The 23,170-nt window shown below is 72.8% G+C and carries 21 protein-coding genes and 1 tRNA gene; 11 read left to right on the forward strand and 11 right to left on the reverse strand.

All coding sequences use genetic code 11. The features are described 5' to 3' along the window. Positions 1-9: 9 nt before the first annotated feature. Complete coding sequence (locus tag ACFY3I_RS13760; RefSeq protein WP_390860697.1) at positions 10-990, reverse strand: acyl-CoA dehydrogenase family protein; 981 nt, start codon at positions 988-990, stop codon at positions 10-12. A gap of 1 nt (position 991) precedes the next feature. Next, positions 992-2,131, reverse strand: a complete 1,140-nt coding sequence (locus ACFY3I_RS13765; protein WP_365283700.1) for an acyl-CoA dehydrogenase family protein — start codon at positions 2,129-2,131, stop codon at positions 992-994. A gap of 53 nt (positions 2,132-2,184) precedes the next feature. Here ACFY3I_RS13765 and ACFY3I_RS13770 point away from each other — a divergent pair, with 53 nt between their 5' ends. From ACFY3I_RS13770 to ACFY3I_RS13780, 3 genes are read left to right on the forward strand one after another with little or no spacing between them, the layout of a single operon-like run. Further along, positions 2,185-2,973 carry an SDR family oxidoreductase gene (locus tag ACFY3I_RS13770; RefSeq protein ID WP_365283208.1) on the forward strand — a complete coding sequence of 263 codons (789 nt, stop codon included), beginning with the start codon at positions 2,185-2,187 and terminating at the stop codon, positions 2,971-2,973. A 15-nt stretch (positions 2,974-2,988) separates the two neighbouring features. Beyond that, complete coding sequence (locus ACFY3I_RS13775) at positions 2,989-3,600, forward strand: TetR/AcrR family transcriptional regulator (RefSeq protein ID WP_365283210.1); 612 nt, start codon at positions 2,989-2,991, stop codon at positions 3,598-3,600. A 46-nt stretch (positions 3,601-3,646) separates the two neighbouring features. Beyond that, positions 3,647-4,804, forward strand: coding sequence for an acetyl-CoA C-acetyltransferase (locus ACFY3I_RS13780; RefSeq protein ID WP_390860698.1), 1,158 nt, complete (start codon positions 3,647-3,649; stop codon positions 4,802-4,804). Here ACFY3I_RS13780 and ACFY3I_RS13785 read toward each other — a convergent pair. Genes ACFY3I_RS13785 through ACFY3I_RS13800 form a run of 4 tightly spaced genes read right to left on the reverse strand, consistent with a single transcriptional unit; the run spans position 4,788 to position 8,167 of the window. Continuing rightward, positions 4,788-5,846, reverse strand: a complete 1,059-nt coding sequence (locus tag ACFY3I_RS13785) for an NAD(P)H-dependent flavin oxidoreductase (protein WP_390860699.1) — start codon at positions 5,844-5,846, stop codon at positions 4,788-4,790. The genes ACFY3I_RS13780 and ACFY3I_RS13785 overlap by 17 nt on opposite strands. Then, the gene (locus tag ACFY3I_RS13790; RefSeq protein ID WP_365283216.1) at positions 5,846-6,574 is read right to left on the reverse strand and encodes a CoA-transferase; all 729 of its coding nucleotides are present in this window, start codon (positions 6,572-6,574) and stop codon (positions 5,846-5,848) included. Before ACFY3I_RS13790 ends, ACFY3I_RS13785 begins: the two co-directional genes overlap by 1 nt. Further along, positions 6,574-7,422 carry a CoA transferase subunit A gene (locus ACFY3I_RS13795; RefSeq protein ID WP_390860700.1) on the reverse strand — a complete coding sequence of 283 codons (849 nt, stop codon included), beginning with the start codon at positions 7,420-7,422 and terminating at the stop codon, positions 6,574-6,576. Before ACFY3I_RS13795 ends, ACFY3I_RS13790 begins: the two co-directional genes overlap by 1 nt. After that, positions 7,415-8,167, reverse strand: coding sequence for an enoyl-CoA hydratase family protein (locus ACFY3I_RS13800; RefSeq protein ID WP_390860701.1), 753 nt, complete (start codon positions 8,165-8,167; stop codon positions 7,415-7,417). The genes ACFY3I_RS13795 and ACFY3I_RS13800 overlap by 8 nt, the downstream gene beginning before the upstream one ends. A 101-nt stretch (positions 8,168-8,268) precedes the next feature. Here ACFY3I_RS13800 and ACFY3I_RS13805 point away from each other — a divergent pair, with 101 nt between their 5' ends. Both ACFY3I_RS13805 and ACFY3I_RS13810 read left to right on the forward strand, forming a co-directional pair. Then, positions 8,269-9,051 (forward strand): SDR family oxidoreductase, encoded by a 783-nt coding sequence (locus ACFY3I_RS13805; RefSeq protein WP_390860702.1) that lies wholly within the window; start codon positions 8,269-8,271, stop codon positions 9,049-9,051. Between the two features lies 1 nt (position 9,052). Next, on the forward strand, positions 9,053-9,958 hold the full coding sequence (locus ACFY3I_RS13810; protein WP_390860703.1) for an SDR family oxidoreductase: 906 nt from the start codon (positions 9,053-9,055) through the stop codon (positions 9,956-9,958). 123 nt (positions 9,959-10,081) lie between these two features. Here ACFY3I_RS13810 and ACFY3I_RS13815 read toward each other — a convergent pair whose 3' ends face one another. After that, a complete protein-coding gene (locus ACFY3I_RS13815; RefSeq protein WP_390860704.1) occupies positions 10,082-10,972 on the reverse strand; it encodes a hypothetical protein in 891 nt (296 codons plus the stop codon). Positions 10,973-11,164: 192 nt separating this feature from the next. Between ACFY3I_RS13815 and ACFY3I_RS13820 the strand changes: the two genes are divergently transcribed. Continuing rightward, the gene (locus tag ACFY3I_RS13820) at positions 11,165-11,515 is read left to right on the forward strand and encodes a chorismate mutase (RefSeq protein ID WP_390860705.1); all 351 of its coding nucleotides are present in this window, start codon (positions 11,165-11,167) and stop codon (positions 11,513-11,515) included. A gap of 166 nt (positions 11,516-11,681) precedes the next feature. Then, positions 11,682-14,165: an aminopeptidase N gene (gene pepN / locus ACFY3I_RS13825; protein WP_390860706.1), complete on the forward strand. Its 2,484-nt coding sequence runs from the start codon at positions 11,682-11,684 to the stop codon at positions 14,163-14,165. Positions 14,166-14,254: 89 nt separating this feature from the next. On the opposite strand, the gene ACFY3I_RS13830 is transcribed toward pepN, so the two are convergent. Then, positions 14,255-14,800 carry a GNAT family N-acetyltransferase gene (locus ACFY3I_RS13830; RefSeq protein WP_390860707.1) on the reverse strand — a complete coding sequence of 182 codons (546 nt, stop codon included), beginning with the start codon at positions 14,798-14,800 and terminating at the stop codon, positions 14,255-14,257. A 220-nt stretch (positions 14,801-15,020) separates the two neighbouring features. Here ACFY3I_RS13830 and ACFY3I_RS13835 point away from each other — a divergent pair, with 220 nt between their 5' ends. Both ACFY3I_RS13835 and ACFY3I_RS13840 read left to right on the forward strand, forming a co-directional pair. After that, positions 15,021-16,379: a pyridoxal phosphate-dependent decarboxylase family protein gene (locus ACFY3I_RS13835; protein ID WP_390860708.1), complete on the forward strand. Its 1,359-nt coding sequence runs from the start codon at positions 15,021-15,023 to the stop codon at positions 16,377-16,379. Further along, complete coding sequence (locus ACFY3I_RS13840) at positions 16,376-17,797, forward strand: lysine N(6)-hydroxylase/L-ornithine N(5)-oxygenase family protein (RefSeq protein WP_390860709.1); 1,422 nt, start codon at positions 16,376-16,378, stop codon at positions 17,795-17,797. The genes ACFY3I_RS13835 and ACFY3I_RS13840 overlap by 4 nt, the downstream gene beginning before the upstream one ends. A 41-nt stretch (positions 17,798-17,838) precedes the next feature. On the opposite strand, the gene ACFY3I_RS13845 is transcribed toward ACFY3I_RS13840, so the two are convergent. Then, positions 17,839-19,650: a bifunctional metallophosphatase/5'-nucleotidase gene (locus ACFY3I_RS13845; protein ID WP_390860710.1), complete on the reverse strand. Its 1,812-nt coding sequence runs from the start codon at positions 19,648-19,650 to the stop codon at positions 17,839-17,841. Positions 19,651-19,800: 150 nt separating this feature from the next. Here ACFY3I_RS13845 and ACFY3I_RS13850 point away from each other — a divergent pair, with 150 nt between their 5' ends. Further along, positions 19,801-20,505 (forward strand): SIMPL domain-containing protein, encoded by a 705-nt coding sequence (locus tag ACFY3I_RS13850; RefSeq protein ID WP_390860711.1) that lies wholly within the window; start codon positions 19,801-19,803, stop codon positions 20,503-20,505. Positions 20,506-20,692: 187 nt separating this feature from the next. Then, positions 20,693-22,129 carry a pyruvate kinase gene (pyk, locus tag ACFY3I_RS13855; protein WP_390860712.1) on the forward strand — a complete coding sequence of 479 codons (1,437 nt, stop codon included), beginning with the start codon at positions 20,693-20,695 and terminating at the stop codon, positions 22,127-22,129. A gap of 16 nt (positions 22,130-22,145) precedes the next feature. On the opposite strand, the gene ACFY3I_RS13860 is transcribed toward pyk, so the two are convergent. Both ACFY3I_RS13860 and ACFY3I_RS13865 read right to left on the reverse strand, forming a co-directional pair. Then, positions 22,146-22,904, reverse strand: a complete 759-nt coding sequence (locus tag ACFY3I_RS13860) for a helix-turn-helix domain-containing protein (RefSeq protein ID WP_390860713.1) — start codon at positions 22,902-22,904, stop codon at positions 22,146-22,148. A 107-nt stretch (positions 22,905-23,011) separates the two neighbouring features. Further along, positions 23,012-23,084, reverse strand: a tRNA-Leu gene (locus ACFY3I_RS13865). Between the last annotated feature and the right edge of the window lie 86 nt (positions 23,085-23,170).

The raw sequence follows: 23,170 nt of genomic DNA on the forward strand, positions 1-23,170 counted from the left end.
ACTGCGCGATCAGCCCCCACCGGCCCGCGGCCGAGGACAGTCGAGAACCACCCGTCGGCACTCCTCCGGCGTCCCCCAGGCCCCGCGCAGCGCCCGCGCCCTGGTCAGCCACAACGACAGGTCGTACTCCTCCGTGTAGCCGATCGCCCCGTGCAACTGCAGCGCGGCCCGCGCACTCGCGTACGCCGCCTCGCACGCGGCCAGCTTCGCCGCGGCCACGTCCGCGGGCGCCATGGTGACCGCCGCCCCGGACACCAGCGGCCGCGCGAACTCCAGCGCGATCTTCACGTCGGCCAGTCGGTGCTTCACCGCCTGGAACGACCCGACGGGCACGCCGAACTGGGTCCGCTGCCCGACGTACGCCACCGTTGTGTCGAGCAGGGCCAGTCCCACCCCCAGGGCCTGCGCGGCCGTGGCCAGCCGGGCCCAGGTCAGCGCCTGCTCCCACGGCGGCTCCGTACTGAGCAACTCACCGACCGGAGCGAGCGGTGTGAGCCGCCTCGCCGGGTCCAGCGAACGGCGTACCGCACCGGCGCCGGGGGACAGCCGGAGGCCCTCCGGCGTCGCGGCGAGCCGCACGTCGGCGGCGTCGCCGTCCAGCGCGTACCCGTACCCGTGCTCGGCGACCGTCACCGTCGCCAGGGTCTCTCCCGCGGCGATCCCGGGCAGGAACCGCTTTGCGGGACCGGGGACCGCGCCGAGCAGCACCGCCGCGGCCACCGTCTCCACCAGCGGCCCCGGCACCGCGTGCCGCCCCAGTTCCACGAACGCGAGCGCGAGTTCGACCGGCCGCGCCCCCTCCCCGCCGTACTCCTCGGGCACCGCGAGGCCGAACACCCCCGCCGCGCCGAGCCGCCCCCACAGCGCCCGCCCGCTCGTGTGCTCCCCGCGGCTCCACTCCCGGATCACCGCCGGGGTGTCCGCCGCCGCCAGCAGCGCGCGCAGGGACCCGGCGAAGTCGCGCTGCTCGGTGTCGAGGCGGAAACGCATGTCAGCGGCGTCCCTTCGGCAGGCCGAGCAGCCGTTCGGCGATGATGTCGCGCTGGATCTCGTTGGCGCCCGCGTAGACGGGCCCGGCGAGGGAGAAGACGTACCCCTCGGACCAGGGCGTGTCGGCCAGTTCGCCCTCCGGGCCGAGCAGGTCGAGCGCCGTCTCGTGCAGCGCCAGGTCCAGCTCGGACCAGAACACCTTGTTCAGGCTGGACTCGGGGCCGAGCGCCTCGCCGTCCAGGACGCGGGAGGCGGCCGCGTAGGTGAAGAGCTGGTAGGCGCGGGCGCCGACGACGGCGTCGGCCACCCGGCCCGCGGCGGACTCCGGGGCACCGCGGGCCCGCCACAGCTCCAGCAGCCGGTCCGCGGCGGCCAGGAACCGGCCCGGCGACCGCAGGGTCAGCCCCCGTTCGTTGCCCGCCGCCGACATGGCGATCCGCCAGCCCTGGCCCGGCTCGCCGATCACGTCCTCGTCGGGGACGAACACCTCGTCCAGGAAGAGTTCGGCGAACGCCGGCTTCCCGTCCAGGCGGCCGATCGGGCGGACCGTGACCCCCGGGGCACGCAGGCCGAACATCAGGTACGTGAGCCCCTGATGAGGCCTGGGCGTGTCCGGTTCGCTGCGGAACAGGCCGAACGCGCGGTCCGCGAACGCGGCCCGCGACGACCACGTCTTCTGGCCGCTGAGCAGCCAGCCGCCGTCCGTCCGGACGGCCCGGGAGGTGAGCGCGGCCAGATCGGAACCGGCCCCGGGCTCGGACCAGGCCTGCGCCCAGACGACCTCACCGGTGGCCATCGGGGGCAGCACCCGCGACCGCTGCTCCTCGGTGCCGTGGTCGAAGAGGGTCGGGGCGAGCAGGCTGACGCCGTTCTGGCCGACCCGGCCCGGCGCGCCCGCCGCGTGGTACTCCTCCTCGAAGACCAGCCAGCGGACCAGCCCCGCGTCCCGGCCGCCGTACCGCTCGGGCCAGGACACCACCGACCAGCGGTCCGCGGCCAGTTCGGCCTCCCACGCGCGGTGCGCCGCGAAGCCCTCGGCGGTCTCCAGCGAGGGGAGCGGGGGGTCGGGCACGTGCTCCGCGAGCCAGGCGCGGGCCTCGGCGCGGAACTCCTCGTCGGCCGGGGTGTGGGTCAGATCCACGGTCGCCGTCACCGTCCTTCCCTAACAAGTGTTTGGTAGGTTAGCGTGGCCCCATGACAGGCGTCGAGACTCCGGAGTACGTGCCAGGGCACGGGCTGCTGACGGGCCGCACCGCCGTCGTGACCGCCGCGGCCGGATCGGGCATCGGCGGCGCCACCGCGCGCCGCTTCCTGGAAGAGGGCGCACGCGTGCTGATCAGCGACGCGCACCCGCGCCGGCTCGAGGAGTACCGGGCCGCACTGGCGGACGCGCATCCGGGCGCCGTGGCCGCGGTGCCCTGCGACGTCACCGACGAGGCACAGGTGCGCACCCTGTTCGAGACCGCCGTACGCGAGCACGGCCGGCTCGACATAGTCGTCAACAACGCCGGTCTGGGCGGGACCTCACCGCTGGTCGAGATGGAGGACGAGCAGTGGTCGCGGGTCCTCGACGTCACTCTGGGCGGCACCTTCCGGTGCCTGCGCGCCGCCCTGCGGCACTTCCGCGACGGCGGACGCGGCGGGGTCGTCGTCAACAACTCCTCCGTCGTCGGCTGGCGCGCCCAGGCCGGACAGGCGCACTACGCCGCCGCCAAGGCCGGGGTGATGGCGCTGACCCGGTGCGCGGCGGTCGAGGCCGCCGAGTACGGCGTGCGGGTCAACGCCGTGGCGCCCAGCCTCGCCATGCATCCGCATCTGGTCAAGGTGACCTCCGCCGAACTGCTCGAGGAGCTGACCGCGCGCGAGGCCTTCGGGCGGTACGCCGAACCATGGGAGGTGGCCAACGCGATCGTCTTCCTGGCCTCCGGCTACTCCTCCTACCTCACCGGAGAGGTCGTCTCCGTCAGCAGCCAGCACCCGTAGGACCAGAATGGACCCGTGCCGACCAAGAAGAAGCCCCAGGTGACCGCCGCTCCCGCCCGGCGCCGCGAACTCCTCGAGACCGCCGCCGAGGTCTTCGCCGAGCAGGGCTACAACGCCACCACCGTACGCAAGATCGCGGACCACGCGGGCATGCTCGCGGGCAGCCTCTATTACCACTTCGACTCCAAGGAATCGATGCTGGAGGAGATCCTGCGGACCTTCCTCGACGAGCTCTGGAGCGGCTACGACACCGTCCTGGACGCCGGACTCGGTCCCCGTCAGACCCTCGAAGCCCTGGTCACCGAGTCCTTCCGGGAGATCGACCGGCACCGCGCCGCCGTCGCCATCTACCAGAAGGAGAGCCGGCAACTGGTCGCGCAGGAGCGGTTCGGCTTCCTCGCCGAGTCGCAGCGCAAGTTCGAGACGGCGTGGCTTGCCACGCTGGAGCACGGGGTCGCCGCGCACGTCTTCCGCGCCGACCTCGACGTCCGCCTCACCTACCGGTTCGTGCGCGACACCGTGTGGGTCGCCGCCTCCTGGTACCGGCCCGGCGGACAGCACACCCCGGAGGAGATCGCCCGCCAGTACCTGTCGATGGTGCTGGACGGGATCGCCGTCCGCGAATAGCCCACCCATCCGCTGAAATCCCCTTTCTGCCGAGGGAGTCGCCGACATGGCCGAGGCCTACATAGTCGAAGCGGTACGCACGCCCGTCGGGCGGCGCCGGGGTCAACTGAGCGGTGCCCACCCGGCCGACCTGGGCGCCCATGTGCTGACCGCCGTGGTCCAGCGGTCGGGCGTCGACCCGGCCGCCGTCGAGGACGTCGTCTTCGGCTGCCTCGACGCGGTCGGCCCGCAGGCCGGTGACATCGCCCGCACCAGCTGGCTGGCGGCCGGGCTGCCCGAGGAGGTGCCGGGCGTGACCGTCGACCGGCAGTGCGGTTCCTCGCAGCAGGCCGTGCACTTCGCCGCCCAGGCCGTCCTCTCCGGCACCCAGGACCTGGTGGTCGCGGGCGGTGTCCAGAACATGTCCCAGATCCCCATCGCCTTCGCCTCCCGGCAGGCCGCCGAGCCGCTCGGACTGTCCGAGGGTCCCTTCCTCGGCAGCGAGGGGTGGCGCGCCCGGTACGGCACACAGCCCGTCAACCAGTTCGCCGGTGCCGAGATGATCGCCGCCAAGTGGGGCATCGGCCGCCGGGACCAGGAGGAGTTCGCCCTGAACTCCCACCGCAGGGCCCTGCGCGCCATCGACGAGGGCCGCTTCGAGCGCGAGATCGTGCCCTACGGCCCGTTCGCCGTGGACGAGGGCCCGCGCCGTGACACCTCCCTGGAGAAGATGGCCGCCCTGAAGCCGGTCGTCGACGGCGGCACCATCACCGCCGCCTGCTCCTCACAGGTCTCCGACGGCGCCGCCGCGATGCTGCTCGCCTCCGAACGGGCGCTCGGCGAACACGGTTTGCGTCCCCGGGCCCGCGTCCACCACCTCTCCGTCCGCGGTGAGGACCCCGTCCGGATGCTCTCCGCGCCGATCCCGGCCACCGCGTACGCCCTGAAGAAGACCGGCCTCACCATCGACGCCATCGACCTCGTCGAGATCAACGAGGCGTTCGCCCCGGTCGTCCTCGCCTGGCTCAAGGAGACCGGCGCCGACCCCGCCCGGGTCAACGTCAACGGCGGCGCGATCGCCCTCGGCCACCCCCTGGGCGCCACCGGCGTCCGGCTGATGACCACCCTCCTGCACGAACTGGAGCGCACCGGCGGCCGCTTCGGCCTCCAGACCATGTGCGAGGGCGGCGGCCAGGCCAACGTGACCATCATCGAGCGGCTCTGAGTCCGGCCAGCTCCCGCATCACCTCCTCCGCCTCCGCCACGACGCGCGCCACCAGCTCCGCGCACGACGGCAGGTCGCCGATCACCCCGGCGACCTGGCCGGACGCCATCACCCCGAGGTCCGTGCGGCCGTCCACCATGGCCGACCTGAGCAGCATCGGGGTGTTGGCGGCGAGCAGCACCTGACTCCAGGTCAGGTTCCGTCCGTGCCGCAGGGCGAGACCGTCGCGGAGCATCTGCCACCAGGTGAGGCCGGAGAGGTGGCGGAAGGCGGCCGCGTGGCGCACGGCCCGCAGCAGCCGCCGCGTCCGGCCGGTGTCCTCCAGGGAGTCGACCAGCTGGGTGCGCAGCATCCGGTGCGGCAGGCCGTCCACCGCCCTGGTCACCGTGACGTCCCTGACGGTCGCCGCCAGATACCTCGCCTTCACCGCGTCAGGCACCGTCGAGTCCGAGGTGAGCAGGAAACGGGTGCCCATCGCCACTCCGGCCGCCCCGTAGGCGAGCGCCGCCACCAGCCCCCGTCCGTCGAAGAAGCCCCCGGCGGCCACCACCGGTATCCGCACCGCGTCCACCACCTGCGGCAGCAGCACGCTCGTGGCCACCTCGCCGGTGTGCCCGCCGCCCTCACCGCCCTGCACGATCACCGCGTCCGCACCCCAGGCCGCGACCTTCTCCGCGTGCCGCCGCGCCCCGACCGACGGGATCACCACCACGCCCGCCTCCTTCAGTTCGGCGATCAGCTCCCGGGAGGGGGCGAGCGCGAACGACGCCACCCGCACACCCCCGTCGACGATCAGCCGCACCCGCTCCCCGGCGTCCGCCGCGTCCGCCCGCAGGTTCACCCCGAACGGGGCGTCCGTGCGGCACCGCACCTCGGCTATCGCGGCCCGCAGCTGATCGAGGGTCATCGTCGCGGAGGCCAGGATGCCGAGCGCCCCGGCGTTGGCCGTCGCGGAGACAAGCCGGGGCCCCGCCACCCAGCCCATCCCCGTCTGCACGACGGGATGCCGGACCCCGACCAGCCGGGTGAGCGCGGTCTCCATCAGCCCGCCACCTCCCTGGTCCGCGCGCCGCCCGGATCCAGCACCTCGCGGATCAGCCGCAGCTCCTCGGGGGTGGGATCGCGGGTGTACGGCACCTCGTCGGGGACGGTGAGCTCGAAGTCCGTGGCCTCCCGCACCCGGTCCACGCTCACGCCCGGATGCAGTGCGGCCAGCCGCATCGAGCGGTCCGGGGTCGCGAAGTCGAGGACACCCAGGTCGGTGACGACCCGCGGGACGCGGTGGAAGCGCTCCGTGCCGGGGTGCTCGGCCACCCGGTCGTACCCCACCCCGCACACCATGTCGACCTTGGCCACGAACACCCGCCGCGAGTGCTTCGGGACCCAGTAACTGGTCGGGTTGTTGAGGGTGTTGAGGGGGGCGCCGCGCACCCCGAGCAGCTGGCGGCGGGGCCGGGACCAGTCGCCGATGGCCGAGATGTTCTGGTTGCCGTACCGGTCGAGCTGGCTCGCGCCCATCATCACGTGCCGGCGGCCGCCGGAGACCAGGGCCAGGTGCTGCCGGTAGGGCAGCCAGCCCTCGGGGGTGCCGTCGGGGCGGACCAGCAGCGCCTCGCCGTCGGTCAGCAGCAGGTCGGGGGCGAAGGTGAGCCGGGCCAGCCGGGCGCCCAGCGAAGGGATCAGGCCCATCGGGCTCGCCAGGATCTCACCCGAGCCGCGCCAGGCCTCGGCACAGGCGATGACGCAGTGGTCGGCGCGCAGTACGTCCATCAGCCCCGCTCCTCCCGCCAGTTACCCACCGCCGCCTGGTAGGCCCGTTCGTCCCCGGACAGGAACCGCTCGGCGAACTCCGCCCACGGGGTCGTCGCGTACAGCCGCTGGAACTCCTCGTCCCGTCCGTGGTCGGGCGCGCAGGAGGTGAAGTGGGCGCCGGCCGGGGCCTCCACGACCCCCGTCACGTGCAGCCGCTTGATCAGCAGCGACTGCGCCGGCCCCGCTTTCGTCAGCTCGGCCGTGTCCACGATCCGCTCGCAGGAGACGTAGGCCGCGTCCGCCGCCTCGCAGAACAGGTCGTCGAAGTACGGGTCCGGGCCGAGGTACTGGCCGTTGCCCAGCGGGTCGGCGCGGTTGACGTGGACCAGGGCCGCGTCCAGCCGCAGGGCGGGCATCGCCACGAACGTCTCCCCGTCGTCGTAGGGCGAGGTGACGGTCCGCAAGCCGGGGTTGACCCGCATGACGTCCGAGCCGAGCCCCGCGCGTACCGGCAGGAAGGGCAGCCGGTTCGCGGCGGCCCGCAGGCCCCACATGAACATGCCCTCGTCGACCTCCGTCAGCTCCAGGGCCCCGCGCTCGCGCGCCGCCCGGTAGTGCGGTTCCAGCGGGACGGAGTCCAGGGTGACGAAGGGCGCCACCAGCCTGCGCACCCGGCCGGCCGCGACCAGCATCCCGACGTCCGGGCCGCCGCAGGAGACCAGGGTCAGGTCGTCGACACCACTCCGGAGCACGGCTCTGACCAGGGACATCGGCTTGCGTCGGGAACCCCAGCCGCCGATGCCGAGGGTCATGCCGCTGCGCAGCCGGGCGACGGCCTCGTCGGCGGTCATCGTCTTGTCAGTCACTCCCCGCACCCTCCTTCCCGAAGGTGTCACGGACCCGGTCGGCCACCCCGCTGAGGGCGGCCTCGAAGGTGAAGCCCTGTTCCAGGCGGTAGCTGCGCCGCACGTCGACGGGGTCGATGCCGTTGATCGCGGCCTTGGCCAGGCGCAGCAGCCGGCCGTCCTTGGCGGCTATCTCCCGCGCCAGTTCCAGGGCCGCGGCCGGCAGCTCCGCGCTCGGTACCACCCGCCACACCGAGCCGTGCGCGTGCAACTGGGCGGCGGTCGCGGTGCGCGAGGTGTAGTACAGCGTCCGCATCAGATGCGGCGGGACCAGCCGGGCCAGGTGGGTGGCCGCGCCCAGGGCGCCCCGGTCCAGCTCGGGCAGGCCGAAGACGGCGTCCTCGCTCGCCACGATCGCGTCCGCGTTGCCCACCAGGCCTATCCCGCCGCCCAGACAGAAGCCGTGCACCGCCGCCACCACCGGGGTCTCGCACTCGTACACCGCCGCGAAGGCCTCCGCGCAGCCCCGGTTGGCGCCGAGCAGCGCCTCGTGGCCGTCCGCCTGTATCTCCTTGATGTCCACGCCGGCGTTGAACCCGCGGCCCCGCGCGGACAGCACCACGCACCGGACCCCCGGGTCGCGGCCCGCCGCGCGCACCGCCTCCGCCAGCGCGAACCAGCCGCGCACCGGCAGCGCGTTCACCGGCGGGTGGTCGACGGTGACCTCGGCGACGCCTTTTTCCGGGAACGAGGTGGAGACACCCATGGACGCATCAGCTACCTTCGCACTCGACAACCTTTCCACCAAACATTTGTTAGGTGTGAGGCTTCGAAGCTAGCAGCCGGTGCGAGCGAGCGGGAGGCCCTGTGGAAAACCTGGCGCGAGGCGCCGCGGACGGCTCCCTGCGCGGCCGGACGGTCGTGGTCACCGGCGGTACCCGGGGCGTGGGCGCCGGGATCGCCCGCTCCTTCGCCGAAGCCGGCGCGCACGTCCTGACCTGCGCCCGCCGACCGCCCGAGGAACCCCTCGACGGCGTCGGGTTCACCCCCCTCGACCTGCGCGACCCGCCCGCCGTGCGTGCCTTCTTCGACGCCCTGCCCCGGGTCGACGTGCTCGTCAACAACGCGGGCGGCACCCCCTACCGGCTGCTCGCCGAGGCGGACGCCGAGCGGCACGCCCGGGTGATCGAGCTGAACCTCCTCACCCCGCTGACCGCCTCCCTCGCCGCCCACGAGCACCTGCGGCGGGCCCGGGGCGCCGTCGTGATGATCGGCAGCGTCAGCGGCGGCCGCGCCTCGCCGGGCTCCGCCGCCTACGGCGCCGCCAAGGCGGGACTGGAGAACCTCGCCCGGTCCATGGCCGTGGAGTGGGCACCGGAGGTCCGGGTCAACACGCTGGTCGTAGGGATGGTCCGCACCGAGCTGTCCCACCTCCACTACGGCGGCCCGGACGGCGTCGACGCCGTCGCCCGCACCCTCCCGCTCGGCCGCCTCGCCGCCCCGTCCGACGTCGGCGCCGCCGCCGTCTTCCTCGCCTCCGACGCGGCCGCCTACATCAGCGGGGCGAGCCTGCTCGTCCACGGCGGCGGGGAACGGCCCCTGTTCCTCGACGCCGCAACTGCCGACAAGCCGTCCCACCAGGAGGACTGAGATGAGCGGAATCTGCGCGGACCGGGTCGTGGCCGTCACCGGCGCGGGGCGCGGCCTCGGCCGCGCCCACGCGCTGGCCTTCGCGGCCGAGGGCGCCCGGGTCGTCGTCAACGACCTCGGGGTCGGCCTCGACGGCGTGCCGGGCCCGGACAGTCCCGCCTCGGCCGTCGTGGACGAGATCCGAGCGGCCGGCGGCGATGCCGTCGCGCACGGCGGTGACATCGCGACCACCGCCGGGGCCGCCTCGCTGGTCGGGACGGCCGTGGAGACCTACGGCCGGCTCGACACCCTCGTGAACAACGCCGGGTTCCTGCGCGACCGGATGCTCGTCAACCTCGGTGAGGACGACTGGGACGCGGTCGTGCGGGTGCACCTCAAGGGCCACTTCCTGCCGCTGCGGCACGCGGCCGCGCACTGGCGGGCCGAGGCCAAGGCGGGCCGCACGCCGGTGGCCCGGATCGTCAACACCGGCAGCGGGGCCGGACTGCTGGGCTCCGTCGGACAGGGCAACTACAGCGCGGCCAAGGCCGGGATCGTCGGCCTGACCCTGGTCGCCGCCGCCGAACTCGCGCGCTACGGCGTCCAGGTCAACGCCGTGGCCCCCGCCGCCCGCACCCGGATGACCGAACGCGCGTTCGCCGCGGCCATGGCCGCGCCCGGCTCCGGGTTCGACGCCATGGCGCCGGAGAACGTCTCCCCGCTCGTGGTCTGGCTCGGCTCCGCCGCCAGCGCCGGGGTCACCGGGCGGGTGTTCGAGACCGAGGGCGGCCGGATCACCGTCATGGAGGGCTGGCGCGCGGGGCCGACCGCCGACAAGGGGGCGCGCCGGACCCCGGCCGAGGCGGGGGAGACGGCCCTCGAACTGCTGGCCGGGGCGGCGACTCCCGGGGCGGTGTACGGGGCCTGACCGGCGGGCCCGCCGACGGCTCCGCCCGACGGCTCCGCCCGACGGCTCCGCCCGAGGCCCGGTCCGGGTGCCGTGCTCCCGGCACCGCCGCGACCGTCACGACCGCCACGACCGCCACGACCGCTACGTGTCGCACTCCAGCACCGTCCGGCACAGTGAGCACCGGGCCCGGACCCGGCCGCGCACCGGCACCCTGATGCGCTGATGACAGGTGGGGCACGGGAACGTGACCCGCAGCCGGCCGCCGTCGTCGGGCGTGAACGCGTACGGGGTGCCGGGGTGCGGGGCCTGGGCCGCGGGGGCGTGCCGGCGGTCCCGGGCGTAGCGGCGGCGGCCCGCCCAGCCCGCCGCGGTGAGCGGCGGCTGCTCCTTGTCCTGGCGGGCCCGGGCCATGCCCTTCTCGTACGCCGTGTAGGCCTGCGGGCTGGTGAACCAGACCGACGGGTCCTCGTGGAAGACCAGGGCGCGCTTCGCCAGGACGTAGCCGAACTCCTCCGGGGTCAGGTAGCCCAGCTTCTGGGACGCCTCCCCGTGCTCCCGGTAGGCGTCCAGCAGCAGCCAGCCCGCGCCCAGGTAGGTGGTCGCGGTGTCGGTCAGGATCTCGTTGTCCGGGGTGCTCGGGAAGGACAGGCCGAGCCGGTGCAGGTAGACGTGCATCACCTCGTGGGCGAGGGCCGCGCCGATGTCCCTGCGATGGGTGCGGAAACGGTCGTTCAGCTCGATGAAGTACTCGGGGCCGGCGGTGAGTTCGACGTTCGCCGCGTGGGTCATCTCCCGGAAGCCGACGATCATCCGGGCGTCCGGCAGCCGGAAGTGCCGGACCAGCTCGCGGGCGACCCGCTGGGCGCCGAGGTGCAGGTCGTCGGCGTCGCAGAACGCGACGTCGGCGGGGAGCACGCTGGCGGCGAAGGTCTGGACGGTGTCGTACGACAGGCGCCGGTACAGCGCCGTGACGGCGGCCCGCACCGTGTCCAGGTGCGGGTAGCCGTGTTCGACCGGGCCGCCGTTCGCCACGTCTTCCTACCCCCGCCGACGCCGCTGGAGCTGTCTTTCACAGTATGCGGGGGACGGGGGCGAAGGGGAGGGCCCAGGGCTGTTCGGACACCGCGCGCCGTGGGGGCCCTGCCGGGGGGTTCGGCGCGGGCGCCGCCGGCCCCCGCGAAAGCCCTTAGGGATCACACGGTCGGCCCCTTAGGGTTGACGTCCATGACCACCAGCAACACCGGTACCGGTGACGTCGACCCCGCCGTCCGCGCCGAGCTCGGGCGGCTGCGCGACAGCATCGACAACATCGACGCGGCCGTCGTCCACATGCTCGCCGAACGCTTCAAGGCCACCCAGCAGGTCGGCCACCTCAAGGCGGTCCACCGGCTGCCCCCGGCCGACCCGGCCCGCGAGGCCCGTCAGATCGCCCGGCTGCGCGCCCTAGCCGAGAACGCCAAGCTCGACCCCGCCTTCGCCGAGAAATTCTTGACCTTCATCATCGCCGAGGTGATCAGACACCACGAGTCCATCGCCGAGGACACCACCGGCGACGGGACCGCGGAAGCGCACTGACCCGGCCGGACGCCCGCGGGCGCCCCGGCCCGCGTCGGGCCGGGCCGCCGCCCGCACCGCACCCGCCGGCACCCTCCGCACGCACCACCCGCCAAAGGTCGGACATAAGCCCCTTACCGCCCCCCACCCCTGTGCGTTGTCGGTGTCATCGGGCAGCATGGCCCGCATGTCCGTACTGACTCGCGACGAAGCGCAGAGCCGCGCCGAGCTCCTCGACGTCCACCGCTACACGATCGACCTCGACCTGACCACCGGGGACGAGACCTTCGACTCCCGGACCGTGATCAGGTTCACGGCCCGGTCCGACGGCGACACCTTCGTCGAGATGAAGCCCGCCGAACTGCGCGCCGTCACCCTCGACGGACAGCCCCTCGACCCGGGCGCGCTGGACCAGGACCGGCTGCCCCTGAAGAACCTCACCGCCGGAGAGCACGAGCTGCGCGTCGACGCCACGATGCGCTACTCCCGCACCGGCGAGGGCATGCACCGCTTCACCGACCCCACGGACGACGAGACGTACGTCTACACGCAGCTCTTCCTGGACGACATCCAGCGCGTCTTCGCCGCCTTCGACCAGCCCGACCTGAAAGCCGTCTTCGAGCTGACCGTCAAGGCCCCCGATAGCTGGACCGTGCTGGCCAACGGGATCACCGAGCACCTCGGCGAGGGCCGCTGGCGGGCCGCCGCGACCCCGCTGATCTCCACCTACCTGGTCGCCGTCGCCGCCGGCCCCTGGCACTCCGTGCGCACCGAGCACCGCGGCCTGCCCTTCGCCATCCACTGCCGCCGCTCGCTCGCCCCGCACCTGGACGCCGACGCCGAGGAGATCCTCGACATCACGCGCGCCTGCTACGACCGCTACCACGAGAAGTTCGAGGAGCCCTACCCCTTCGACTCCTACGACCAGGCGTTCGTCCCCGAGTTCAACGCCGGCGCCATGGAGAACCCGGGCCTGGTCACCTTCCGCGACGAGTTCGTCTACCGCTCCGCCGTCACCGACACCGAGCGGCAGACCCGCGCCATGGTCATCGCCCACGAGATGGCCCACATGTGGTTCGGCGACCTCGTCACCCTGCGGTGGTGGGACGACATCTGGCTGAACGAGTCGTTCGCCGAGTACATGGGCTACCAGACCCTCACCGAGGCCACCCGCTTCACCGACACCTGGGTCGACTTCGGCGTGGCCCGCAAGTCCTGGGGCTACGACGCCGACCAGCGCCCCTCCACCCACCCGGTCGCCCCCGAGGCCGTCGACGACACCGCCGCCGCCCTGCTCAACTTCGACGGCATCTCCTACGCCAAGGGCGCCTCCGCGCTGCGCCAGCTGGTCGCCTGGATGGGCGAGAAGGACTTCCTCGCCGGCATCAACATCCACTTCCGCCGGCACCGGTTCGGCAACGCCACCCTGGCCGACTTCATCGACTCCCTCGCCGCCGCCACCGAACGCGACGTGCACGCCTGGGCCGACGCCTGGCTGCGCACCACCGGCGTCGACACCCTCACCCCGGTCCTCGCCGCCGCCCCCGACGGCACCCGCACCCTCACCGTCGAACGCGACGGCAGCCGCCCGCACCGCGTCTGCGTCGGCGTCTACGACCGGGACCTCGCCGACGCCGGGGGCCTCACCCTGCGCGAACGCATCGACATCGACATCCCGCAGAGCGCCCCGCAGGCCGTCGGCAAACGCCCCGCGCTGCTCCTGCTCAACGACCGCGACCTCACCTACGCCAAGGTCCGCTTCGACGCCGAGTCCGCCGGGACCGTCCGCGCCGACCTCGCGGGCCTGCCCGACCCGCTCACCCGCGCGGTGGTGTGGAACGCCCTGCGGGACGCGGTCCGCGACGGCGAACTCCCGCCCGCCGACTACCTGGAGACCGCCCGCGCCCACCTCCCGCGCGAGACCGACCTCGCCCTGGTCCAGGGCGTGCTGGCCTTCACCACGGCCCACGTCGTCGACCGCTACCTCCGGCCCGAGGACCGCCCGGCCGCCCTGGCCACCGTCTCGGCCCTGTGCCGCGACCTCATCCGGCGCACCGAGGACGGCGACAACCCCGGCCTGCGGCTGATCGCCGTACGGCACTTCGTCCGGGCCGCCGCCCAGCCGGACACCATCGCCGCCTGGCTCGCCGAGGGCACCGTGCCGGGCGGACCCGAACTCGACCCCGAGCTGCGCTGGCGCATCCTGAGCCGGCTCGCCGTCCTCGGCGCCACCGACGAGGCCCAGATCGCCGCCGAGCTGGCCCGCGACCCCAGCGCCAGCGGCCAGGAGGGCGCCGCCCGCTGCCGCGCCTCGCTGCCCGACCCCGAGGCCAAGGCCAGGGCCTGGGAGGCGATGTTCAACGGTGACGAGCTGTCCAACTACCTGTTCGCCGCCACCGCGCAGGGCTTCTGGCACCCCGAACAGGCCGACCTGGTCAGGGAGTACGTGCCGCGCTACTACCCGGACGCGGTCGCCGTCGCCGCCCGGCGCGGCCCCGCCATCGCGGGCGTCGTCGGCCGGGACGCCTTCCCCTCCCACGCCGTCGACGCGGAGAACCTCGGTCTCGGCCAGGCGTGTCTGCGCGACGCCGGCCCGGTCACGTCCCTGCGCCGCCGGCTGACCGACGAACTCGACGACCTGGCAAGGGCGCTGCGGGTCCGCGAGGCGTAGGGCCGCCGACCCGGGACGACCCGGGCGCGGCCGGTCCCCGACGACGCGGGGACCGGCCGCCGCTCCTGGGCCCGGTCGCCGGACACGATCTAGCCCGCCGGTCGCAGTTCCGCCCGGCGCAGGGCCCCTTCGCGGGGGCCCGCGCGCCGGTTGCCGACCTCCGCCGCCACCGGCACCGCCGCACCCAGCGTGAAGCCGAGACGCTGCAGGAAACCCTCACCGGACCGCCAGCCCGGCGGCACGCCCGCCGTCACCAGCGACACCCCCTCGGCATGCGCGAGCAGCGACTCGGCCAGCGCCCGCCCGAGACCCCGGCCGCGCGCCCAGGGCGCCAGCAGGAACAGCCCCACCGCGACCGCCCCGGGCGCCGGATGGTTCCGTACCGCGTCCACCAGGCCCGAGACGACCCCGTCCCGCTCCAGTACGAGCAGCACCTTGTCGTCCGGATCGGCGCCCTCGGGCAGCCCGTAGAACAGGCTCTGCACGTCGCCCGGCCCGGACGGCAGACCGGTCGCCGCCACGAACCAGTCCTCGCACGCCTCGAACAGTTCGAGCAGCGCCCCCTCGTCCGAGGGCAGCGGCTCCCGGACCAGCACCCGCTCACCGGGCACGTCGATCATCCACGCGTCAACCACCCGACCGACGTTAACCCCCGGTCAGCCCCGGTCTCAACGCCCCGTCGCCGCCTGCTCCGACGCGCCCCCGGCGCAGCCGTCCCCGACATGTTTTCCCCGCACGGCAGTACCCACTTTCGGGTTCCGATCGTTGTACTTTGCGGGCGCGCAGACCCAATCCCGTACAAGCTGGAACTCCCCCCGCGGACAACCCCTTTCGGCCGGCGCCCCGAGGAGACCCATGAGCACGCCGCCCCTCGCATCCGGACCCCAGGGCCCCGACGCCCTGCGGCCCCTGCTCGACACCGTGCTCGACGCGCTGCGCGACGGCGGCCGGGCCCGTGGCGGACCGCTGCCCGCGGGCGGCCCCGACGCGGTGACCGGGCGGGTCGCGGACGCCGTCGGGGACGTCCTCCCGGACCACGGCGACCCCGACGCCCTGCGCACCCTGGTGACGGTCCTCGCGGCGGGCGCGGCCGACCCCGCCGACCCGCTGTGCGCGGCCCACCTGCACTGCCCGCCGCTCGCCGTCGCCACCGCCGCGGACCTCGCCGCCAGCGCCCTCAACCCCTCGCTGGACTCCTGGGACCAGGCCCCGGCCGCCTCCGCCCTGGAAGCCATGGTCACCCGTGCCCTCGCCCACACCATCGGCCTGTCCGACGCGGTGGTCACCAGCGGCGGCACCGAGTCCAACCAACTCGCCCTGCTCCTCGCCCGCGAGGCCCTCGGCGGCGGCGTCCGGCTGATCTGCGGCGCCAACGCCCACCACTCGCTGCCCCGCGCCGCCTGGCTGCTGGGCCTGCCCGACCCGGTCGTGGTCCCGGCACCCGACGGCGTCCTCGACCCGGCCGCCCTGCACGCGGCCCTCACCCGGCTGCCGAAACCGTTCGTCGTGGCCGCGACCGCCGGCACCACCGACGCCGGTCTCATCGACCCGCTCCCCGAGATCGCCGGCCTGTGCGCGGCCCACGGCGCCCGGCTGCACGTCGACGCCGCCTACGGGGGCGGCCTCGCCTTCAGCGACCGGCACCGGGACAAACTCGCCGGCCTGGAGCGCGCCCACACCGTCACCCTCGACCTGCACAAACTCGGCTGGCAGCCGGTCGCCGCGGGCCTCCTGGCGGTCGCCCGCCCGGCCGAGCTGGGCGTGCTCCACCACCGCGCCGACTACCTCAACGCCGACGATGACACCGAAGCCGGCTACCCCGACCTGCTCGGCCGCTCGCTGCGTACCACCCGGCGCCCCGACGTCCTCAAGATCGCGGTCACCCTCAGGACCCTGGGCCGCTCCGGACTCGGCGCGCTGGTCGACCAGGTGTGCGCACGGGCCCGTGAGTTCGCCGCCCTGGTCCGGGAGCACCCCGGCTTCGAGCTCCACGGCCGCCCGGACATCAGCACGGTGCTGTTCCGCCCCACCGGAGCCACCGACGAGGACGTCGCCGGCATACGGCGCAGCCTGCTGCACGAAGGCCGCGCCGTCCTCGGCCGGGCCCGCCTCGACGGCCGGCTCTGGCTCAAGGCCACCCTCCTCAACCCCCACACCCGGCCGGACGAACTGGCCGTCCTCCTCAAACTCGTGGAAGGAACGACGCCCCAATGAGCTCGCTGCCCAACCCCCCACACCAGGAACCGGACGCCCCCCGTGACCTGGTCGGCATCGGCGTCGGCCCGTTCAACCTCTCCCTGGCCGCACTCGCCCACCCGCTCGCCGAACTGGACGCCGTCTTCTACGAGCAGCGCCCCGGCTTCGACTGGCACCCCGGGCTGCTGATCGACGGCGCCACCATCCAGGTGCCGTTCCTGGCCGACCTGGTGACCCTCGCCGACCCCGCCAGCCCCTGGTCCTTCCTGAACTACCTCAAGTCCCGCGACCGGCTCTTCCCGTTCTACTTCGCCGAGCGCTTCCACATCCAGCGCGCCGAGTACGACGCGTACTGCCGCTGGGTCGCCGGGAACCTGCCCGGACTGCGCTTCTCCCACCAGGTGGACGCGGTCCGCTGGAACGCCGAACGCGACCTGTTCGAGGTCGACTTCACCCACCTCGACGCCGAGGGCGAGGCCGAGGCCCTGGGCCGTACCTACACGAAGAACGTCGTACTGGGGGTCGGCACGGTCCCGCACGTGCCCGACCCGCTCAAGCCCCTGGTGGAGGCACCGGGCGTGCCCGTCGTGCACGCGGCCGACTACCTCGACCACCGCGAGGCCTTCCTCGCCGCCGGCCACGTCACCGTCGTCGGCTCCGGACAGTCCGGCGCCGAGATCTTCCTCGACCTGCTGCGGCACCGTCCCGCCGGCCGCGAGAAGCTGCACTGGATCGGGCGCAGCGAGGCCTTCACTCCCATGGAGTACTCCAAGCTCGGCCTGGAGCACTTCACCCCCGACCACACCCGCTACTTCCACGCCCTGACCGAGCAGGTCCGGGACCGGCTGGTCGCCTCCCAGTGGCGGCTGCACCGGGGCATCGACACCGACACCATCGCCGCCATCCACGACGAGCTCTACCGCCGCACCCTGCACGGCGGCTGGCCCGACGCCGTCCTCACGCCCGGAGTCCAGGTCCGCACGGCCGGCCGCATCGCCACCACCAAGATCGAACTACACCTGGAACACATCCAGCAGGGCAGCCGCTCCCGGCTCGCCACCGACGCCGTGGTGCTCGCCACCGGCTACCGCGAGCGCCCCCTCGGCCGCCTGCTCGCCGGCCTCGACCCCTACCTGCGCCGGGACAGCGGCGAACGCCCGCGCGTGGACGAGCGGTTCCGGCTCGTCCTCGACCCGTCGGTGACCGGATCGGCGTACGTGCAGAACGCCGAGCTGCACACCCACGGTGTCGGCGCCCCGGACCTGGGACTCGCCGCCTGGCGCAGCGCCACCATCCTCAACTCCGTGACCGGCAAGGAGCCCTACCCGCTGCCCGCCCGCACCGCCTTCACCAGCTTCGGGCTGGAGCGGTCCGAGGAGCGGGTCCCCCCGCAGCACGGACAGCGGCCCAGGCAGCTCACCCCCCTCGCCGACTGAGGGCACGGGCGCCGGTCCACGGACCGGCGCCCGCCGTACCGTCAGAACACCGGCGTCCCCTCGCGGGTCAGCCTCCAGTCCGCCGACGCGAAGTCCTTCGGGTCCAGGACACCCTTGGCGGTCACCCATTCCGCGATCCGGGTGCGGATCTCCGTCGACTCCGACCACACCTCCTTGGCCGAGGCCACATGCGGGAACGCGCCGCCGCCGTTGGCACGGTAGTTGTTCACCGCGAGCACGAACTGCCCCGCGTCGTCGAGGGCCGCGCCGCCGAAGGTGAGGTTCCTGATCCGGGACCCGGCCGGCCGCGCGATGTCGATGTCGTAGCGCAGACCCGACACGTAGTCGTAGTTGTAGTCAGGACGGTTGCCGGCGTTGGTCAGCTTCTCCACGTCGACGGGCGCCCCGGCCGCCGTCTGCACGTAGTACTCCGCCGAGTACTCCAGATAGGCACGGATCTGAGCGCCCGTCATCACCTTGGCGACCAGCGTGTTGTCGTAGACGTACAGGCCGGACAGGTCCCGGACGGTGACCTGGCCCGCCGGGATCTGCGAGGTCCGGGAGAACGGCGAGGCCTGGGCGAGCACCGGGAGCGCGGCGTACTCGGTGCCCGCCAGCGCCGCCTTGACCACGTCCTCCTGGACCTTGGTGATCAGGTCGATGATCGGGGCGTCCCGGTAGCGGGCCTCGACCGTGGTGAGGGTCTCGGTGGCGGAGCCGACGACCTGGTTGACGTACGCCACCACCTCGGCGTGCTCGTCCTTCAGCAGGCGGGTGATCCTCGGGTCGTCGGACACCGTGTTGGAGTTGCGCAGCGAGGCGGCCACCGACTCCACCTCCCACCCGCCCCTGGCGAACACCAGCTCGATGTCGAAGAGGGTGAGGCGCTCGGCCCAGCACAGCGGCTCGGAGAGCACGACGGTCTTCCCGGTCGCCTCGTTGACGACCTTCAGCTCCGGGATCTCCGCGTGCGCGTGGCCGACCAGGATCGCGTCGATGCCCGGCACCTGCCTGGCCACGTTCGCGGCCGCGTTCTCCACGTAGGGCACCTGGTCGCCGTAGGAGGAGGTGCCCGAGGTGCCGGAGTGCGCCGAGACCACGACCACGTCCGCGCCCATCGCCCGCAGCTTGGGCACCCACTTCGCGGCCTGCTCCTCGAGACCCGGGAAGGCCAGCCTGCCCTGGACGAGGGCCTTGTCCCAGATCGCGATGCCCGGGTTGGTCAGGCCGAGCACGGCGACCTTGACCGGCGGGGCGCCCGGCACGTGGAACTTCTTCATGAAGTACGGCGGGAAGGCCGGCTTCAGGGTTTTCGCGTCGACGGCGTTGGCGCCGAGCAGCGGGAAGCGCAGCTGGTCCTCGAACCTGCGCAGGGTCTCGATGCCGTAGTTGAACTCGTGGTTGCCGAGCACCGCCGCGTCGTACCCGATCGCGTTCATGGCCTGCGCCATCGGGTGCACCGGGCCGCCCTCGGCGGTGATCGGGTCGACCTTGGCGTAGTAGTACGTCAGCGGGGTGCCCTGGATGGTGTCGCCGGCGTCCAGCAGCAGGGTGTTGCGGCGGCCCTTCTCCGCGCGCACCTGGTTCACCAGGGTCGAGATGCGCGCCAGACCGAGGGCGTTCCCCTTGGCGTCCGCGTACTCAGCGTCCTTGAAGTAGTCCCAGTTGAAGACGTTTCCGTGCAGGTCGGTGGTGCCCATGACGGTCAGCGAGTACCGCTTGGGGTGCTTGGCCGGCCTCGGGGCGGCCTGCGCGGCCGGGGCGGCCTGCGCCGGAGCCGCCGCTCCGGCGACCGCGACCCCCGCCCCGGTGGCGGCGGACTTCGTCAGGAACTTCCGGCGGTTCAAGGGCATGTCTTGATCTCCTCGGGAAATGGTCAACGACGCGCGTAGATTCTGTCCTGGACATGACTGACGGCAACAGGTCCTGGAGGTTGCGATCCGGTGACCCGGCCCGCGAACTCCGGTGCGCACAACCGGGGATGACGTGACAGAGTGGGGCGTATGACAGCAGCCCAGCCCGAGGACCGCCGACCGGCCGGCACAGCCGAGGCCCCCCTGCTCGTCGTACGCGGCGAAGCGGAGCTGGAGGTCGAACCCGAGCTGGTCCGGATCGGCGTCATGGTGAGCGCCCGCGGCCGCGACCGCCGCACCACGCTGGACGACCTCACCCGCCGCAACACCACCGCCCTCGACCTGATCAAGTCCTACGGCGACGCGGTGGCCCGGCTGTCGACCGGGGCCTTCTCCATCGCCCCCGAATTCGCCGAACGCGGCCGGGGCGAGAAGGTCCGCAGCTACCAGGGCCGGGTCCAGCTCACCGCCGAACTCACCGACTTCACCGTCCTCGGCGAACTCACCACCAGACTCGCCGACTTGGAACTCACCCGGGTCGACGGCCCCTGGTGGTCGCTGCACCCCGACTCGCCCGTGCACGGCGAGGCCAGGCGGCAGGCGGTCGCCGAGGCCGTGCAGCGCGCACGCGAATACGCGAGCGCTCTCGGCACCTCCCTCGCCGCCCTCGTCGAACTCGCCGACACCGGCTCCGAGGGCCCGCAGCCGCGGCGGGCCGCGTTCGGCGGCGGAGTCCGCCGCATGGCCGCCGCCGAGATCGCCGAGCCCGCCGAACCCCTCGATCTCGAACCACCGCGACTGCGAGTGACCGCTCAGGTCGCCGCGCAATTCACCATGGCGCCGCCCGAGCTGTGACCCCGAAGCGGCCGTTCGGTATTTCGAATGAATGAGCGCCCGCATTCCCGCATTCAACAGGTGCGAGATGCTCATAGGAGCGGACCCTCGCACAATTCAACACTTGTCAATAGGCCTTCACGCAAAGGTTGTTGGGTCGTCATGTGCGACCAATTCTCTACCCGCCGGTAAGGCCTAGGCTCGAAACATGCGCCGAGCAAAGATCGTTTGTACTCTGGGGCCCGCCACCGACTCGTACGACCAGATCAAGGCACTGGTCGAGGCCGGAATGGACGTCGCCCGATTCAACCTCAGCCACGGCAGCCACGCCGAGCACGAGGAGCGCTACCAGCGCGTTCGCAAGGCCTCCGACGAGACCGGTCGCAGCGTCGGCATGCTCGCCGACCTTCAAGGCCCGAAGATCCGCCTCGGCCACTTCACCGAGGGCCCGGTACTCCTCGAACGCGGCGACACCTTCGTCATCACCGTCGAGGAGGGCGTCGAGGGCGACCGCGGGCAGTGCGGCACGACCTACGCCGGCCTCGCCGACGACGTCACCCCCGGTGAGCGCGTCCTCGTCGACGACGGCAAGGTCTGCCTGGAGGTCACCCACGTCGACGGCCCCCGGGTCCACACCACCGTCGTCGAGGGCGGCATGGTCTCCGACCACAAGGGCCTCAACCTCCCCGGCGTCGCCGTCTCCGTTCCGGCCCTGTCCGACAAGGACGAGGCCGACCTGCGCTGGGCACTGCGCACCGGCTTCGACGTGATCGCCCTCTCCTTCGTGCGCAGCGGCAAGGACGTCGAGGACGTCCACCGCATCATGGAAGAGGAAGGCCGCCGACTCCCGGTCATCGCCAAGGTGGAGAAGCCGCAGGCCGTCGAGAACATCGACTCCATCGTGGCCGCCTTCGACGGCATCATGGTCGCCCGCGGCGACCTCGGCGTCGAGATGCCCCTGGAGCAGGTCCCGATCGTCCAGAAGCGCGCCGTCAAACTGGCCAGGCGCAACGCCAAGCCGGTCATCGTCGCCACCCAGATGCTCGACTCGATGATCGACCACTCCCGGCCCACCCGCGCCGAGGCCTCCGACGTCGCCAACGCGGTCATCGACGGCACCGACGCGGTGATGCTCTCCGGCGAGACCAGCGTCGGCAAGTACCCCGTCGAGACCGTCCGGACCATGGCGAAGATCGTCGAAGCCGCCGAGGAGGACATCCTCGCCAGGGGGCTGCCGCCGCTGACCGAGAGCAACAAGCCCCGCACCCAGGGCGGCGCGGTCGCCCGGGCCGCCGCCGAGATGGGCGACTTCCTCGGCGCGAAGTTCCTGGTCGCCTTCACCCAGTCGGGCGACACGGTCCGACGCCTGTCCCGCTACCGCTCGCCGATCCCGCTCCTCGCCTTCACCCCGGAGCCGGCCACCCGCTCCCAGCTCAACCTGACCTGGGGCGTGGAGACCTTCCTCGGCCCGCACGTCGACTCGACGGACAAGATGGTCGACCAGGTGGACGAACTGCTGCTGAAGTACGGCCGCTGCCAGAAGGGCGACGTCGTCGTCATCACGGCGGGCTCCCCGCCCGGCGTCTCCGGCTCCACCAACATGGTCCGCGTCCACCACATCGGCGAGGACGACAGCCCGAGGTAGTGCCGGTGAGACGCTGTCAGTACTTGGGTCCCACGTGGGTGTCCATGAGGGCCACGTGGGCTCTCTTGGCGACGGAGACGCTGAACGCGTTCCCGGCGCGGGTGCAGCGCGTCCATTGGACGCCGAGCTTGTCGAGGGTGCCGGTGCAGAGGGTCAGGATGTCGTCGGACCTGTTGGTGAAGAAGTAGCGCGGGTATTCGTACCGCTTGCGCTCACCGGCGACGACGCGGGTCGTCCAGTTGGTGACGCGGCAGCCGTCGGAGTGGACGAGACCCCGGACGAACTCCCAGGGGTGGGTGTCGACGATCGCCTGCTGCCAGGGCGCGAGGACGATGGGGCGTTCGTGTTTCTTGCCGGGGCCGTGCTGGGGGAAGAGCGCGGGCCAGTGCCGGTGGTAGCTCGTGACCATCGTGCAGCCCTGCCTGGGCATGAGGTACACACCGGTGGCGGGCCGTACAGACTTGATGGCGTCGCGGCACAGCTCGATGAGCCCCGGCCAGGCGTCGGCGCAGGCGATCCGCAGGTAGTGACCCGTGCCGCGGGGGTGGGTGCTGATGCAGCCGTCGCCGAGGTAGAGGCCCAGTAGGTAGGCGTACGCGCGTTCGTCTGCGGGTGGTCCGGGGTCTGGAGCCGTCATGCGGGGGAGCGGCGCAAGGCGGTGTTGCCAGGAGCGAATCGCCGCCCGGGACACCCCCGTCTCCTTGCTGACGGAGTTCAGGCTTCGGCCCTGGGCCACCAGTGTGAGTGCTCGTTCGCGTGTGCTGACGTCGTACATGTGGCCACTGTGAAGGGGGAGGTCACGGCGACACGCAGCGAAAAGGGGATATTCACGAGAAGGTGCGCATCCGCTTATGATTCGCGACCTTGGAACTGAAGGAAAAGTGCCCCGGGTGGGATTCGAACCCACGCTGTCGGTGGTTTGAGCACCGTGTCTCTTCCGCTGGACTACCGGGGCTTCCTGTAAATCAAAGGCAGACCGTGACCCGCCGCGCCCTAGCCTACCGTAGCTAGGTAGGCTCTTGTCAGCACTACCCCCGTGCC

It is taken from the genome of Streptomyces sp. NPDC001068 (assembly GCF_042897315.1).
In the GTDB taxonomy this organism is placed as follows: domain Bacteria; phylum Actinomycetota; class Actinomycetes; order Streptomycetales; family Streptomycetaceae; genus Streptomyces.

Bases quoted from the DNA above. Each gene is read 5' to 3' on its own strand.
- ACFY3I_RS13760 (WP_390860697.1), bottom strand. From the start codon at position 990: ATGCGTTTCCGCCTCGACACCGAGCAGCGCGACTTCGCCGGGTCCCTG.
- ACFY3I_RS13790 (WP_365283216.1), bottom strand. From the start codon at position 6,574: ATGGACGTACTGCGCGCCGACCACTGCGTCATCGCCTGTGCCGAGGCC.
- ACFY3I_RS13845 (WP_390860710.1), bottom strand. From the start codon at position 19,650: ATGCCCTTGAACCGCCGGAAGTTCCTGACGAAGTCCGCCGCCACCGGG.
- pyk (WP_390860712.1), top strand. From the start codon at position 20,693: ATGCGCCGAGCAAAGATCGTTTGTACTCTGGGGCCCGCCACCGACTCG.
- ACFY3I_RS13860 (WP_390860713.1), bottom strand. From the start codon at position 22,904: ATGTACGACGTCAGCACACGCGAACGAGCACTCACACTGGTGGCCCAG.
- ACFY3I_RS13800 (WP_390860701.1), bottom strand. From the start codon at position 8,167: ATGGGTGTCTCCACCTCGTTCCCGGAAAAAGGCGTCGCCGAGGTCACC.
- ACFY3I_RS13770 (WP_365283208.1), top strand. From the start codon at position 2,185: ATGACAGGCGTCGAGACTCCGGAGTACGTGCCAGGGCACGGGCTGCTG.
- ACFY3I_RS13785 (WP_390860699.1), bottom strand. From the start codon at position 5,846: ATGGAGACCGCGCTCACCCGGCTGGTCGGGGTCCGGCATCCCGTCGTG.
- pepN (WP_390860706.1), top strand. From the start codon at position 11,682: ATGTCCGTACTGACTCGCGACGAAGCGCAGAGCCGCGCCGAGCTCCTC.
- ACFY3I_RS13810 (WP_390860703.1), top strand. From the start codon at position 9,053: ATGAGCGGAATCTGCGCGGACCGGGTCGTGGCCGTCACCGGCGCGGGG.
- ACFY3I_RS13780 (WP_390860698.1), top strand. From the start codon at position 3,647: ATGGCCGAGGCCTACATAGTCGAAGCGGTACGCACGCCCGTCGGGCGG.
- ACFY3I_RS13850 (WP_390860711.1), top strand. From the start codon at position 19,801: ATGACAGCAGCCCAGCCCGAGGACCGCCGACCGGCCGGCACAGCCGAG.
- ACFY3I_RS13820 (WP_390860705.1), top strand. From the start codon at position 11,165: ATGACCACCAGCAACACCGGTACCGGTGACGTCGACCCCGCCGTCCGC.
- ACFY3I_RS13840 (WP_390860709.1), top strand. From the start codon at position 16,376: ATGAGCTCGCTGCCCAACCCCCCACACCAGGAACCGGACGCCCCCCGT.
- ACFY3I_RS13835 (WP_390860708.1), top strand. From the start codon at position 15,021: ATGAGCACGCCGCCCCTCGCATCCGGACCCCAGGGCCCCGACGCCCTG.